General features: G+C 64.5%; 14 protein-coding genes and 1 riboswitch. Of the genes, 7 read left to right on the top strand and 7 right to left on the bottom strand.

Annotated features, from left to right (window positions below):
• Positions 1-12 precede the first annotated feature (12 nt).
• From QUH67_RS01195 to hslV, 3 genes are read right to left on the bottom strand one after another with little or no spacing between them, the layout of a single operon-like run.
• A complete protein-coding gene (locus QUH67_RS01195; protein ID WP_300944835.1) occupies positions 13-624 on the bottom strand; it encodes a DUF2585 domain-containing protein in 612 nt (203 codons plus the stop codon).
• Positions 621-1,106, bottom strand: a complete 486-nt coding sequence (locus tag QUH67_RS01200; RefSeq protein WP_300944836.1) for a GNAT family N-acetyltransferase — start codon at positions 1,104-1,106, stop codon at positions 621-623. Before QUH67_RS01200 ends, QUH67_RS01195 begins: the two co-directional genes overlap by 4 nt.
• 14 nt (positions 1,107-1,120) lie before the next feature.
• On the bottom strand, positions 1,121-1,672 hold the full coding sequence (gene hslV / locus QUH67_RS01205; protein ID WP_300944837.1) for an ATP-dependent protease subunit HslV: 552 nt from the start codon (positions 1,670-1,672) through the stop codon (positions 1,121-1,123).
• Positions 1,673-1,916: 244 nt separating this feature from the next.
• On the opposite strand from hslV, the gene hisB reads away from it, so the two are divergent.
• From hisB to coaA, 7 genes are all read left to right on the top strand, one after another.
• Positions 1,917-2,510 carry an imidazoleglycerol-phosphate dehydratase HisB gene (gene hisB / locus QUH67_RS01210; RefSeq protein WP_138832119.1) on the top strand — a complete coding sequence of 198 codons (594 nt, stop codon included), beginning with the start codon at positions 1,917-1,919 and terminating at the stop codon, positions 2,508-2,510.
• 40 nt (positions 2,511-2,550) lie between these two features.
• Positions 2,551-3,084: a DUF2628 domain-containing protein gene (locus QUH67_RS01215; RefSeq protein WP_300944838.1), complete on the top strand. Its 534-nt coding sequence runs from the start codon at positions 2,551-2,553 to the stop codon at positions 3,082-3,084.
• Positions 3,081-3,731, top strand: coding sequence for an imidazole glycerol phosphate synthase subunit HisH (hisH, locus tag QUH67_RS01220; protein ID WP_300944839.1), 651 nt, complete (start codon positions 3,081-3,083; stop codon positions 3,729-3,731). The genes QUH67_RS01215 and hisH overlap by 4 nt, the downstream gene beginning before the upstream one ends.
• Entirely contained in the window at positions 3,719-4,468 is a 750-nt protein-coding gene (gene hisA, locus QUH67_RS01225) for a 1-(5-phosphoribosyl)-5-[(5-phosphoribosylamino)methylideneamino]imidazole-4-carboxamide isomerase (protein ID WP_300944840.1), read from the top strand. Before hisH ends, hisA begins: the two co-directional genes overlap by 13 nt.
• 10 nt (positions 4,469-4,478) lie before the next feature.
• Positions 4,479-5,255, top strand: coding sequence for an imidazole glycerol phosphate synthase subunit HisF (gene hisF / locus QUH67_RS01230; protein WP_300944841.1), 777 nt, complete (start codon positions 4,479-4,481; stop codon positions 5,253-5,255).
• Positions 5,256-5,340: 85 nt separating this feature from the next.
• A complete protein-coding gene (locus QUH67_RS01235; protein ID WP_300944842.1) occupies positions 5,341-5,664 on the top strand; it encodes a phosphoribosyl-ATP diphosphatase in 324 nt (107 codons plus the stop codon).
• A 15-nt stretch (positions 5,665-5,679) separates the two neighbouring features.
• Positions 5,680-6,636, top strand: a complete 957-nt coding sequence (gene coaA, locus QUH67_RS01240) for a type I pantothenate kinase (protein ID WP_300944843.1) — start codon at positions 5,680-5,682, stop codon at positions 6,634-6,636.
• Positions 6,637-6,644: 8 nt separating this feature from the next.
• Here coaA and QUH67_RS01245 read toward each other — a convergent pair whose 3' ends face one another.
• From QUH67_RS01245 to QUH67_RS01260, 4 genes are all read right to left on the bottom strand, one after another.
• Complete coding sequence (locus QUH67_RS01245; protein WP_300944844.1) at positions 6,645-8,879, bottom strand: PAS domain-containing hybrid sensor histidine kinase/response regulator; 2,235 nt, start codon at positions 8,877-8,879, stop codon at positions 6,645-6,647.
• A gap of 190 nt (positions 8,880-9,069) precedes the next feature.
• Positions 9,070-9,528, bottom strand: coding sequence for a hypothetical protein (locus QUH67_RS01250; RefSeq protein WP_300944845.1), 459 nt, complete (start codon positions 9,526-9,528; stop codon positions 9,070-9,072).
• A gap of 140 nt (positions 9,529-9,668) precedes the next feature.
• Complete coding sequence (gene purH / locus QUH67_RS01255; RefSeq protein WP_300944846.1) at positions 9,669-11,261, bottom strand: bifunctional phosphoribosylaminoimidazolecarboxamide formyltransferase/IMP cyclohydrolase; 1,593 nt, start codon at positions 11,259-11,261, stop codon at positions 9,669-9,671.
• 23 nt (positions 11,262-11,284) lie between these two features.
• Positions 11,285-11,365: riboswitch (ZMP/ZTP riboswitch) on the bottom strand.
• Between the two features lie 89 nt (positions 11,366-11,454).
• The gene (locus QUH67_RS01260) at positions 11,455-13,173 is read right to left on the bottom strand and encodes a heparinase II/III family protein (protein WP_300944847.1); all 1,719 of its coding nucleotides are present in this window, start codon (positions 13,171-13,173) and stop codon (positions 11,455-11,457) included.
• Between the last annotated feature and the right edge of the window lie 144 nt (positions 13,174-13,317).

Consider the following 13,317-nt stretch of genomic DNA (forward strand, 5'->3'; position numbering starts at 1 on the left):
GGGCAGGGCCCGCTAGATGATCGGCGGCCCGCTCTGCCAGCTCTTGATCGCGTCGAACGGGTGAATCAGCATGATGATGTTCAGCGTCAGATTGTCGCGAATGTGCAGCGCCAGCACGGTTTCGAACAATACGATGATTGCCAGGGTGATGCCGACCGGAAGTCGTTTCGCCAGCAAAAAGCCGCCGATCATCGCAAAATTGTCTGCGATCGAGTTGACGATGCTGTCGCCGAAATAATCCAGCGAGATCGTGCCGGCGCGGTAGCGGTTGATGATCCAGTCGGAGTTCTCGACCAGTTCCCAGCCGCCTTCCACGAGCATGGCGAGCATCAGGCGGCCTTGCCAGGCGAGGCGCGGGAAGGCGAGGACCGCGGCGCCGTAGAACAGGATGCCGTGCAGGATATGAGACAGCGTGTACCAGTCGGCGATGTGCTGCGAGTTTTCCGAACTCTGCACGACGCCGTGCCAGAGTTTGACGTAGCCGCAGGCGCAGATCGGCAGGCGTCCCATCCCATACAGGATGGCGGCCTGCGTTACGAGAATGCCGGCCGCGATTAGCGTCCAGTGCAACGTCGAAAGCGTGCCGAACGTGGGAGCCTTCTCGATACTGCCGGTCGAGGTCATGCGTTGCGGACCATCAAGAGTGCGAGGCCATCAGGTGTATCGACCATACCAGCTTTTTCAAAGCCCGCCTTCTCGTAGGCACGAACGGCCCGGGCGTTGGCGGGATCGGGATCGGTGACAATGCGCGGCGCACCTTCCCTCAAGCGCGCGTCGACAAAGGTGCGAATGAACGCCGAACCATGGCCGCGCTCGATCATGCCGGGCTCGCCGATGAACAGGTCGATGCCTCGGGTGCCGCGCGGGTGTTCGCCAAAGCCCGAATTCCACGCCGTCAGGTCGTAGCACTGCAGATAGGCGAAATCGCTGCTTCCGGCCGAGACGATGAACTGGTCCATCGCGGGCTCGTTGAGGTCGCCGCTGACGAGATCATATTGCTCGGACGGATCGCCCCACCACTGCATGACATGCGGCTCCGCCAGCCAGCGTCGGACCAGCGGCAGATCGCTTGTCGTCATCGGGCGGAAGACGTAGTCCGGCGCCATGACCGGCGGCTCCTTTAGAGCGATTCGATCGTGACGTTGCGGTTGGTGTAGACGCAGATGTCGGCGGCGATATCCAGCGCGCGGCGCACGATGGCCTCGGCATCCTTGTCGGTGTCGACCAGCGCACGGGCGGCGGCCAGCGCGTAATTGCCGCCGGAGCCGATCGCCATCACACCCGATTCCGGCTCCAGCACGTCGCCGGTGCCGGTCAGCACCAGCGAAACGTCCTTGTCGGCCACGATCATCATCGCCTCGAGCCGGCGCAGATAGCGGTCGGTCCGCCAGTCCTTGGCGAGTTCGACCGCTGCCCGGGTGAGTTGGCCGGGATACTGTTCCAGCTTGCTCTCCAGCCGCTCGAACAGGGTGAAGGCATCCGCGGTGGCGCCGGCAAAGCCGCCGATCACGTCGCCCTTGCCGATTTTCCGGACCTTCTTGGCGTTGCCCTTGATGACGGTCTGGCCGATCGAGACCTGGCCGTCGCCGCCGATAACCACCTTGCCGCCCTTGCGGACCGTCAAAATCGTGGTGCCGTGCCAGACCGGCGGGCTGTTGTCAGATGCTTGCATGGATTGTCCTCGTTCCCGTCAGATTTAGGGGCTGACGGGGTGGGTTACAATCGTAGCGTTTTCGAGCGAAGTGGGGACCGGTTCGCGTAAAGAAAACGCGTCAGAATAGAACGAGCCTGGATTCCGGTCACCATAGGCCGAAGTTCAGCCGCCAAAAGCGTCATCCCGCAGTAGCGAAGGTGACATCCGCCTGTTAAAAGGGCCGCGTTTTCGGCCCCCAAATGGCCCAAGGGAAGCAGTTTTCATGCGCACGGCGTCCATCAAGCGCAAGACCAAAGAAACCGACATCGAGGTTGCGGTAAACCTCGACGGCACGGGCGTGTCCAAGGTTTCGACCGGCATCGGCTTTTTCGACCATATGCTTGACCTGCTGGCCCGGCATTCCCGCATCGATATCACGGTGAAGGCGGATGGCGATCTTCATGTCGACCACCACCACACCACCGAGGACGTCGGCATCGCGCTCGGGCAGGCCGTGAAACAGGCGCTCGGCACCATGGCGGGCATCACCCGCTATGCCTCGATCCACATGCCGATGGACGAAACGTTGTCGCGCGTCGTGATCGACATTTCGGGCCGGCCGGTATTGGTATTCAAGGTCGATTTCCCGCGCGACAAGGTGGGTGAATTCGACACCGAACTGGTGCGCGAATGGTTCAACGCCTTCACCATCAACGCCGGTGTGACTTTGCACGTCGAGACCCTATATGGCGAGAACAGCCATCATATCGCCGAATCCTGTTTCAAGGGTCTGGCAAGGGCGCTTCGTGCCGCGGTCGCGATCGATCCGCGCGCGGCGGGCGAAGTGCCTTCCACCAAGGGACAGCTCGGCGGCTGATTCCTGACTTTGTGTTTTACGTTCGCGGCGGAGACATTCGATGCCGGTCTACACAGTCCACGCTCCCATCACCAACGGCGCTGATTTGGCGTCGACCGACAAATTCGTTTTCGTCCGGGACGGCTTCCATTTCTGGGCAGCGGTGGCGAGCGTGATCTGGCTGTTGTGGCATCGGCTGTGGCTGGTGCTGATTGGCTGGATCGCGCTGATGATCGCAATTCAGATCGGGCTGTCGGCGCTCGGCGCCAGCCGCGGCACCATCTTCGTCGTCGACGTCTTGATCTCCATCCTGATGGGATTCGAGGCGGCGACCTTGCAGCGATGGACGCTGTCGCGGCGCAAATGGCGTCAGCTCGACATCGTGGTGGCCGACGACGCAGAGGCGGCCGAGCATCGTTTCTTCGAACGTTGGAGCGGCCGGCAGCGCGGCCTGACCAACGACCAATGGTCGGTGGAGCGCGGTGGGCCGCCGCCGACGCGCAACATCCCTGGCCAGCCATTTTCAAAACCCCCGCCGCCGCTGCCGCAGGGCGGGATCATCGGGCTGTTTCCGGAGCCGGGAGGTCCGCGATGACCGTGGCGATCGTCGACTACGATTCCGGCAACCTCCACTCGGCAGCAAAGGCGTTCGAGCTTGCCGCGCGAAGCATGCAGGATCCGCAGAAGATCATGGTGACGCGCGATCCCGAAGCCGTCTACCGCGCCGATCGAATCGTGCTGCCCGGCGTCGGCGCCTTTGCCGATTGCCGCAAGGGCCTCGATTCCGTGAATGGCATGCTGGAAGCAATGACCGAAGCCGTGCGCGTCAAGGCGCGTCCGTTCTTCGGGATCTGCGTCGGCATGCAGCTGATGGCGACGCGCGGCAAGGAGCATGTCGTCACCGAGGGCTTCAACTGGATCGCGGGCGATGTCGAGAAGATCACGCCGCGCGAGGAAAACCTCAAGGTTCCGCATATGGGCTGGAACACGCTCGACATGATCCGCGAGCACCCGGTGCTGGAGCGGCTGCCGCTCGGGCCGAAGGGACGTCACGCCTATTTCGTGCACTCCTATCACCTCAACGCCACGAACGAGGCCGACGTGCTGGCGCGCGCCGACTACGGCGGGCCGGTGACGGCGATCGTCGGCAAGGACACGGCGATCGGCACGCAGTTTCATCCCGAGAAGAGTCAGCGTTTTGGGCTGGCCCTGATCTCGAACTTTCTGAAGTGGAAGCCGTGATCCTCTTTCCCGCCGTCGATCTCAAGAACGGCCAGTGCGTGCGCCTGGAACAGGGCGACATGGCGCGCGCGACCGTGTTCAACCTCGATCCCGCCGCGCAGGCGCGATCCTTCGCCGAGCAGGGATTCGAATATCTTCACGTCGTCGATCTCGACGGCGCGTTTGCCGGCAAGCCGATGAACGCACGGGCGGTGGAAGCGATGCTCAATGCTGTCACCATGCCGGTGCAACTCGGCGGCGGCATTCGCGACCTCAAGACCGTGGAAGCCTGGCTCGACAAGGGGATTGCGCGCGTCATCATCGGCACCGCCGCGGTGCGCGATCCGGAACTGGTGAAGAGCGCCGCGAAAAAATACCCCGGCCGCGTCGCGGTCGGTCTCGACGCCCGCGACGGCAAGGTCGCCGTCGAAGGCTGGGCCGAGACCTCGCAGGTGACCGCACTCGAAATCGCGCAACGCTTCGAGGATGCCGGCGTAGCCGCCATCATCTTCACCGACATTGCGCGGGATGGCCTGTTGAAGGGCCTCAACCTCGATGCGACGATCGCGCTTGCCGATCGCATTTCCATTCCCGTCATTGCTTCGGGCGGCTTTGCTTCGATCGAGGACGTCAAGGCGCTGCTGCAGCCGCGCGCCAAAAAACTCGCCGGCGCCATTGCCGGCCGTGCGCTCTATGACGGCAGGCTGGATCCCGCCGCCGCGCTGACGCTGATCCGCAACGCACGCGCCGCGGGCTAGGAGACTTCTCATGTTCAAGGTCCGCGTCATCCCCTGCCTCGATGTGAAAGACGGCCGGGTCGTCAAGGGCGTCAACTTCGTCGACCTGCGCGACGCCGGGGATCCCGTCGAGGCTGCGATCGCCTATGACGCCGCCGGCGCCGACGAATTGTGCTTCCTCGACATCACTGCCACCCACGAGAATCGCGGCACCATGCTGGATGTCGTGCGCCGTACGGCGGAGGCCTGCTTCATGCCGCTGACGGTCGGCGGCGGGGTCCGCACCATCGACGATATCAGGACGCTGCTGCGCCACGGCGCCGACAAGGCTTCGATCAACTCGGCCGCGGTCTCCAACCGCGAGTTCGTCAAGCAGGCGGCCGAAAAGTTCGGCGAGCAGTGCATCGTGGTCGCGATCGACGCCAAGCGGGTCAAGCGCGCCGGCGGCGGCGAGCGCTGGGAAATCTTCACCCATGGCGGGCGCAACTCCACCGGGATCGACGCCATCGAATACGCGCAGGAGGTGGTGTCGCTCGGCGCCGGCGAAATCCTGCTGACCTCGATGGACCGCGACGGTACGCGGCAGGGGTTCGACCTGCCGCTGACCCAGGCCATCGCCGACAGTGTCCCCGTACCGGTCATTGCCTCCGGCGGCGTCGGCAATCTCGACCATCTGGTCGACGGCATTCGTCACGGGCATGCCACCGCGGTGCTGGCGGCCTCGATATTCCATTTCGGCGAATTTACCATACGACAAGCCAAGGAACATATGGTGCGTGCCGGGCTGCCGATGCGGCTCGATCCCTGACGACTCCCTGTCACAAAAGTGCTAGGTTTTGTCCCAGGACAGGCGTCGTGAGCTTTTGGCCGGGCCTGAGTGTCGAGTTCAGTTGATGCCGCGTTTCACGATCCATGATCTGGCCGCCACCATCGATGCACGGGCTGCATCAGGTGGAGAGGCGTCCTACACCCGCAAATTGCTCGACAAGGGCGCGGAGCACTGCGCCAAGAAGCTGGGCGAGGAAGCGGTCGAGACCGTGATCGCGGCCGTGGAGAACGATCGGGATCATCTGATCGCCGAGAGCGCCGATTTGCTGTTTCATCTGCTGGTGCTGTTGAAGGCGCGTGGCGTCAGGCTCGACGAGGTCGAGGCCGCGCTGGCGCAGCGGACGTCGATATCGGGGCTCGAGGAAAAGGCGTCGCGCAAGCGCGACTGACCGGAGAGGCAGTTCATGGATATCCGGACTCCCGATCAGCAATACAACCCGTACCGTATCTTCACCCGCGAGCAGTGGGCGCGCTTGCGCGACGACACACCGATGACGCTGGAGCCGGGCGAATTCGAACGGTTGCGGTCGATGCACGACCGTCTCGATCTGCAGGAGGTCGAGGACATTTATCTGCCGCTGTCGCGGCTGCTGTCGATCTATGTCGACGCCACCCATCGCCTCTATCAGGCGCAGCGCCAGTTCCTCGGCATCCGCGACCGCAAGGTGCCCTATATCATCGGCATTGCAGGCTCGGTCGCTGGTGGCAAGTCGACCACGGCGCGCGTGCTGCAGGCGCTGCTGGCGCGCTGGTCGCCGCGGCCGAAAGTGGATCTCGTGACCACGGACGGCTTTCTGTTTCCCAACGCCGTGCTGGAGCGGCAGGGCCTGATGCAGAAAAAGGGTTTTCCGGAGAGCTACGACCTGCCGACGCTGCTGTCGTTCCTTTCCGACATCAAGGCCGGCCGCCGGCAGGTGCGCGCGCCGGTCTATTCGCATCTGGTCTACGACATCGTGCCGAACCAGTGGATCGAGATCGATCGTCCGGATATCCTGATCGTCGAGGGCGTCAATGTGCTGCAGACCGGACGCCTGCCGCGCGACGGCAAGGCGGTGCCTGTCGTGTCGGACTTCTTCGACTTCTCCGTCTACATCGATGCGGATGAACCGGTGCTGCGCGAATGGTATGTGCGCCGCTTTCTTGCGCTCAGGGACACTGCGTTCCACGATCCCAAATCATACTTCCATCGCTATGCCGTGCTGTCCGACGAGGAGGCGACCGCCACAGCGATCGCGATCTGGGAACGCACCAACCTCGCCAATCTCGAGGACAATATTCTGCCGACCCGACCACGCGCGACGTTGATTCTGAAAAAGCGCTTCGATCATCTGGTCGAGACAGTCGCGCTGCGGCGGCTTTAACGCAGGATCTAGGCCGGGATCTGACGTGACGAGACCAGCACCGTCAGCGCTTCGGCGAGTTTTTCGCGATCGAGCGGCTTGATCAGGAAGCCGTCCATGCCGGCCTCGAAACAGGCGTAGCGATCTTCGACCAGCGTGTTGGCGGTAAGCGCCAGGATCGGCGTCCGGCGATCGGGCTGGCCGGCTTCCAGGCTTCGGATCCGCTTGGTGGTTTCGATGCCGTCGAGATTCGGCATCTGGATATCCATCAGCACGAGATCGTACAGGCTTCCTGCAGATTTCGCCGACAGCCAGGATTCCAGCGCCTCGTTACCGTCGGTGGTAATGACGGCGTGGTGTCCGAGCTTTGAGAGCAGCGAACGGATCAGCAGCGCGTTGATCTGGTTGTCTTCGGCAACCAGGATCGACAGGCCCCTGGCCGACGGTGCGGCCGGAGTCTCGACCGGCTCGATCGAGGGCTCCAGGCTCGGCGCGGTCATCTCCGGCGCGGTCGTCAGGCGCGCCGCGAGCGAAGCCGCGCGCAACGGCTTGACCAGGTAGCCGGTGAGGGCGGAGGTCGCCGATGGCTGCAATTCCTGCCGCGTCGCCGGCGTGAACATCACGATGCGCTGGGTGGCATGCAGCCGCGCGGCTTCGCCGAGCCGTTCGATATCGGCGGCTCCGATCGCATGATCGATCAACACGGCGTGCCACGGCCGCTCGGGCAGCAGCGCTTCCGCTACATCCACGTCCGACACCATGCAGGCCTGCCCGCCCCAGCGCTGCAAGCGCCGCGCGGTCAGCGAGGCCTCGATGCTCTGCGGAGACACCAGCATGATCGACTGGCCGGACAGGTCGGGCACGGGAAAGGACGTCTGATCGCCGTCGGCGGCGATCAGCGGGATCGACACTTCGAAGGTCGAGCCGGCGTCGGGCTGGCTTTCCAGCGTGATGCGGCCGCCCATGCGTTTGACGATGCGGTCGGAGATGCTCAGGCCGAGTCCGGTGCCGCCATAACTGCGCGCGATCTTGTCGTCTGCCTGCTCGAACTCGCGGAAGATCCGCTCGCGGGCCTCCGGCGCGATGCCGATGCCGGTGTCGCGCACCAGGAAACTGATTTCGTTGGGCCAGATGCCGGGTTCGACGATCAGCGCGACGCCGCCGCTCGCGGTGAACTTGATGGCATTGCCGGCGAGATTGAGCAGTACCTGCCGCAACCGTGCCGCGTCGCCGATCACATGCTTCGGCAAGCGCTCGTCGACATAGGCGGCGATCTCGATCCGCTTGGCCTCGGCGCGCGGCGCCAGCAACTCGGTGATGTCCTCGATCATGCCTGACAGCGCGAACGGACGATGTTCGAGATCGATCTTGCCGGCCTCGATCTTGGAATAATCCAGCAGTTCCTCGATCAGCGACAGCAGCGCGTCGCCGGAGGTCTTCACCGCCTTGACATAGGTGGTCTGTTCCGGCGTCAGCGGCGTATCCATCAACAGGCCGCTCATGCCGATGATGCCGTTGAGCGGCGTGCGGATTTCGTGGCTGGCCATCGCGAGGAAGCGCGACTTGGCGCGGCTCGCCGCATTGGCCTGGTCGCGGGCCTCGGCCAGCGCCCGCTCGCTTTCGGTGCGATCGGTGACGTCGCGGCCGACGCTCTGCATTTCCGCCGGTCCCCCGGCGTCGTTGCGGACGAAGCCCTCGCGCCAGGCGATCCAGCGTGGGCCGAACGGACCCGAAACCTGCTGGTCGTGAACGCGGGTGCCGTTGGTTTCCAGCGCGGTGTCGCCCTGTTCGAGAACTTCGAGCGTGAAGCGGGTGCCGATCAGCGCCTCGCGCGGCTTTTGCGCGAGGTCGCAATAGGCGTCATTGGCGTAATTGATGCGGCCTTCGGCGTCGCGCAGCACGATCAGGTCGCCCTGCGCTTCGAACAGGCGCCGGGCGCGCTGCTCGGCCTCCTGCAATTCCCAGTTCCGGTCGGCCAAAGTTTCATTGTGCAGGGCGACCTTGCGCATCTTGTTGCGCATCAGGCGCAACCGCAGACTCAAGGCCGCGAGCGCGACACAGGCGAGCGCAAACAGGAAGGCAGCACCGATCGCAAAGGTGTGCGGGTCGTAGCCGGAGCTTTCCGATCTGCTGCCGGCGATGAATCCGTAGGCGCCGCCGAATACGACCGAGAAGATCATGAAGGAGCGAAACGTGAAGGTCAGCCAGGGATGCCGGCGGCTGAAACGGCGAATGCGAAGCTTGATTCGGAAGGTCCGTCCCATCGCCAATGAACCCTGAAATTGCTGTTGAACCAGGTCGGCGCCTGGCTGTCTGTCCTGGACAGACGATGCGTCGCCGACGTTGCAAAGTGCTTGAGGCGCCCAGCGCGTTGAAGCCGCGATGAGATCATGATGAAGGAACTGCTAACAAGGCATGGACCAGAAGCCGGTTTGTCGAAGGGGCGCGCTCGACCTAGAGCGATGCTTCGATACGGTGGCGGCTGCCGTCGGCACCGACGATCAGGGCAGCGGCGTTCAGTGGAGAAAAGGTCTTCGAGGATGCGAAGATCCGGTAGTCAGCCGGCCCATCCCGCGAGAGATAGATGACGGGATCGGACGCTGTGGTGTCGCGGGAGACCGCGACCAGAAGCGGCTGGGCGTGGCAGGCGCCGGCCTCCGCCGTATCGACGTCGTCGATCACCGTGAAATCGGCCGCTTCCGCGCTGTCGGAAATCTGGACCCGCACGGTGGCGCGGGAGGCATCACTGGTGAAACGGACGTGGCGCTGTGCCGGCCAGGAGAGTGGGGCGATCTGGACCGATGTGCCCGCGATCTCGATGCTGGCCGGGGGTGCAGCGAAAAATTCACCGTGCGCAAACAGGGCAGCAATCGCCAGCGGAGCGGCCGAGGCCAGGATCTTCAGACGCATCATGATACGCTACCCACGAACCACAGGCCGCGACGGCGGCCTATGGTTGGCGGATGGTAAAGGAAACTAGTTAATGCAATGTTGATACCGGTTGTCCTAGCGCAGCTCGGCATCCTGGGTGCGCGTTCTCATCCAGCATTCGTTCAATGCCGGAAATGCCGGACGCCGGTGAACACCATGGCGATGCCGTGCTCGTCGGCAGCCTTGATGACCTCGTCGTCGCGCACCGAGCCGCCGGGCTGGATCACCGCGGTCGCGCCGGCCTCGATGCAGGCCAGCATGCCGTCGGCGAACGGAAAGAAGGCGTCGGAGGCGACGACGGAGCCCTTGGTCAGCGGCTCGCCGAGCTTGAGTTCGGCGGCGGCATCGAGCGCCTTGCGCGCGGCAATGCGGGCGGAATCGACCCGGCTCATCTGGCCGGCGCCGATGCCGACGGTGGCGAGGTCCTTCGCATAGATGATGGTGTTGGACTTGACGTGCTTGGCGACGCGAAACGCGAATTTGAGGTCGCGCATTTCCGCGTCGGTGGGCGCGCGTTTGGTCGCGACCTTGAGCGCCATGTCGTCGACCACGGCGTTGTCGCGGCTTTGCACCAGCAGGCCGCCGGCGACCGTCTTTGCGGTCAGGCCCACGGTGCGCGGATCGGGCAGTCCGCCGGCGAGCAGCAGCCGAAGATTTTTCTTCGCGGCAACGATCTTGATCGCTTCCTCGGTCGCATCGGGGGCGATGATCACCTCGGTAAAGATATCGGTGATGGCGCGGGCCGATTCAGCATCCAGCGTGCGGTTGACAGCAACGATCCCGCCGAAGGCCGACGTCGAGTCGCAGGCCAGCGCCTTGCGGTAGGCGGCGAGCAGGTCAGCGCCCTCGGCGACGCCGCAGGGATTGGCGTGCTTGACGATCACGCAGGCCGCGGTGCGGGCCGGATCGAATTCGCCGATACATTCGTAAGCCGCATCGGTGTCGTTGATGTTGTTGTAGGAGAGTTCCTTGCCCTGCATTTGCCGCGCGGTGGAAACACCGGGCCGCTTGTCGGGCGTCGCATAGAACGCCGCTTTCTGGTGCGGGTTCTCGCCGTAGCGCAATGACTGGATCAGGCGGCCGCCGAAGGCGCGGAAATCCGGCGCATCGGTTTCGTTCTGCGCGGCGAACCAGTTCGAGATCGCGGCATCATAGGCAGCGGTGCGCGCGTAGGCCTTTGCTGCCAGGCGGCGGCGCAGCGAGAGCGTCGTGGCGCCCTTGTTGGCGGCGAGTTCGTCGAGCACGGCCTGGTAGTCCTGCGCCTCGACGACGACGGCGACATCGTCGTGGTTCTTCGCCGCCGCGCGGATCATCGCGGGGCCGCCGATGTCGATGTTCTCGATACAAACCTCGTAAGACGCGCCTTTGTCGACGGTTGCCTCGAACGGATACAGGTTGACCACCAGCAAGTCGATCGGCGCGATGCCATGCGCCTTCATGGCCTCGGCATGCTCCTTGTTGTCGCGGATCGCGAGCAGGCCGCCATGTACCTTCGGATGCAGCGTCTTGACCCGGCCGTCCATCATTTCGGGAAAGCCGGTCAGTTCGGAGACGTCCCTGACCTTGAGCCCGGCCGCCGCGATCGCCTTGGCGGTGCCTCCGGTGGAGACGAGCTCGACGCCATGGCCGGCGAGCGCCTTGGCGAATTCGATCAGGCCGGTCTTGTCGGAAACGGAAAGCAGGGCACGGGTAACGCGGCGGTTCTTGTCAGTCATGGGCAAGGTCCTCTGTCAGGGGATACTTATGCCCAGGCGCGCGGCGGTCACTCCCGCGCTTCCCGATGGTGCTCCATCCAAAGTCGCCAGTCGCGCGAGAGCCGGCTGGTTAGCAGTTTTTGGCTGGGTTCACAACAGCGGGCGCCTTGCATCGAGCGGGAATTCGCGCTGCCGGCTGGTCCGGAATGATGGTCTATGCAAGCGGCAATTCCGGTTCGCGCCGCGCGGCGCGGCGGGCGTTGGTGGCGGCGGCGTTCGCCGAGGAGCGGACAAAGCTCCAGCGGACCGAGGAGGTGTTGCGGGAATCCTGGCGGATCACGATCTGGGCGGTGCGGCGGGGGCCGTCATTGCCGGACAGGAATACGCTGTCCTCGAGGTCGACCTTGTCGTCGAGTGCTTCGAAGGTCCAGACGTCGCGGCTGGGCAATACCAGCATGACGCCGCGGGCGTCGCTGAGGCGGCTGGCTTTCACCGCGGGATGCAGATGAAAGCGCAGGGCGAAATCGCTCTCGCCGCCCTTGATGCGTCCGCCCGGCGCCGGCGACACGGTGTCTTCGCCGTCCAGCCGGCCGCCGTCCTGGGAGATCATCAACACGCGGCGATGGATCACGCCGAACCGCGCGAGGTAGCCGTCATGCGACGCGGTCAGCAGATCGCCGTCGGCCACCGCCTCCCGGTAACTCTCGACATTGACCGGGCCGCTGACGACGGGCGCGCCCTGCAGCAGGCGCTTCATCGCCGACAGTTCGATGAACTGGCACGAGGAAGTGTCGTGAAAGGTCAGCGTCGAATGCGCGGCGGTGCTGCGCGCAAAGCTGCGCCAATTGTCGCGGCCGGTCGCGGGCATGCCGCAATTGACGACGATCCGGCTCGGCCCGGATGACAATTCGAACGAGAGGCAGCCGGCATGCGCTTCCTGGCTGACATTCGGCGGCGGCGGCGGCCCGGTGTCCATGATGACGGTGGTCGCGCCGGCATCGAGGCGCTGGAAGCCGGTATGCGGCATGTTTGCCATCGGCACGCCGTGGGTGTCGTCATAGGCGAGCAGCGTCGCCACCAGGTCGGACGGTGCGTTGCTCATGCCGTTGAACAGCGCAAAGCTGCCGTCGCCGTGGCGGAAGAAGCGCAGCATCGGCATCATGCGGTCGATTGCATTCAATAGCGCCGCGGGTGGCGCGATGTTGCGCGCGGCAAAGGTCTGCCGCAGCGGCAGCAAATCGCTGAGCAGTTCGACCAGTGCGCCGGGATTGCGCGAGATATGCCCGCCATCGGGCATGATCTGGCGCTGCAATTCGTCGGAAAGCCGTCGCGTCGCGGAACGGATGTGACCCGCCTGATTGGCCAGGCATAGCGAGGCGTAGCACAGCGCGATCAGCACCTGCAGCCGCGGCACGCCGTCGGCGATATCGAGCATCGCGTAGCGCAGATAGCGGATCTCGCGGGTCAGCCCGCGCAGATATTTGCGATAGAATTTGCCGTCGGTGTCGCCGAGCACCAGCGGCGCCTGCGACAACAGCGAGATCACGCGGCGCGCCAGCACGTCCGGCCGTCGCTCGAGCGGCCGCTTGCGCGTCGGGTTGGAGATCCAGTCGTCGACCAGCGAGCGTGCGTTGGCGCGGGTCAGCGCGGTGTCGGCGGCGCGCAGATGGCGCAGCCAGCCGAAGCCGAGCAGGGCGACTTCCCAGTCTTCCGACGGCGGTTCGAGGTCGAAGATCGAGCGGCCGTGGCAGGTCACGATCTTGCCGGCGAACACGAAGCGGCCGGCATAGATTTCGGCGGCGCGGGTCGCGTCGGCGGTACGTAAGTCGTGCGGCGCGATGATCAGCCGGTCGGCGCGGCCGGGCCATAGCCTCGACACCGCCACCGTCGCACCCGACGCGCGCGCGATCACGGACCGCGCCGAGCGGCTCATGATAAGCGTCGAGATTCGTCTGCGTTGAGCGACCGACACGCCGTGCCTTGGTTGAGGAGGGAGGGGTATTTAGGCGAATCCTTTTAATCCGGAAACGCCGCCGTGGCACCATCTTGAACAGGCGCGAATCACCCCAACATCGGG

This window comes from Bradyrhizobium roseum, assembly GCF_030413175.1.
GTDB classification, from domain to species: domain Bacteria; phylum Pseudomonadota; class Alphaproteobacteria; order Rhizobiales; family Xanthobacteraceae; genus Bradyrhizobium; species Bradyrhizobium roseum.

What these genes read in the sequence shown, in the direction of transcription:
- QUH67_RS01245 (WP_300944844.1), bottom strand. Translation starts at nt 8,879, where the DNA reads ATGGGACGGACCTTCCGAATCAAGCTTCGCATTCGCCGTTTCAGCCGC.
- hisH (WP_300944839.1), top strand. Translation starts at nt 3,081, where the DNA reads ATGACCGTGGCGATCGTCGACTACGATTCCGGCAACCTCCACTCGGCA.
- hisF (WP_300944841.1), top strand. Translation starts at nt 4,479, where the DNA reads ATGTTCAAGGTCCGCGTCATCCCCTGCCTCGATGTGAAAGACGGCCGG.
- purH (WP_300944846.1), bottom strand. Translation starts at nt 11,261, where the DNA reads ATGACTGACAAGAACCGCCGCGTTACCCGTGCCCTGCTTTCCGTTTCC.
- hisB (WP_138832119.1), top strand. Translation starts at nt 1,917, where the DNA reads ATGCGCACGGCGTCCATCAAGCGCAAGACCAAAGAAACCGACATCGAG.
- QUH67_RS01250 (WP_300944845.1), bottom strand. Translation starts at nt 9,528, where the DNA reads ATGATGCGTCTGAAGATCCTGGCCTCGGCCGCTCCGCTGGCGATTGCT.
- QUH67_RS01195 (WP_300944835.1), bottom strand. Translation starts at nt 624, where the DNA reads ATGACCTCGACCGGCAGTATCGAGAAGGCTCCCACGTTCGGCACGCTT.
- QUH67_RS01235 (WP_300944842.1), top strand. Translation starts at nt 5,341, where the DNA reads ATGCCGCGTTTCACGATCCATGATCTGGCCGCCACCATCGATGCACGG.
- QUH67_RS01260 (WP_300944847.1), bottom strand. Translation starts at nt 13,173, where the DNA reads ATGAGCCGCTCGGCGCGGTCCGTGATCGCGCGCGCGTCGGGTGCGACG.
- coaA (WP_300944843.1), top strand. Translation starts at nt 5,680, where the DNA reads ATGGATATCCGGACTCCCGATCAGCAATACAACCCGTACCGTATCTTC.
- QUH67_RS01215 (WP_300944838.1), top strand. Translation starts at nt 2,551, where the DNA reads ATGCCGGTCTACACAGTCCACGCTCCCATCACCAACGGCGCTGATTTG.
- QUH67_RS01200 (WP_300944836.1), bottom strand. Translation starts at nt 1,106, where the DNA reads ATGGCGCCGGACTACGTCTTCCGCCCGATGACGACAAGCGATCTGCCG.
- hslV (WP_300944837.1), bottom strand. Translation starts at nt 1,672, where the DNA reads ATGCAAGCATCTGACAACAGCCCGCCGGTCTGGCACGGCACCACGATT.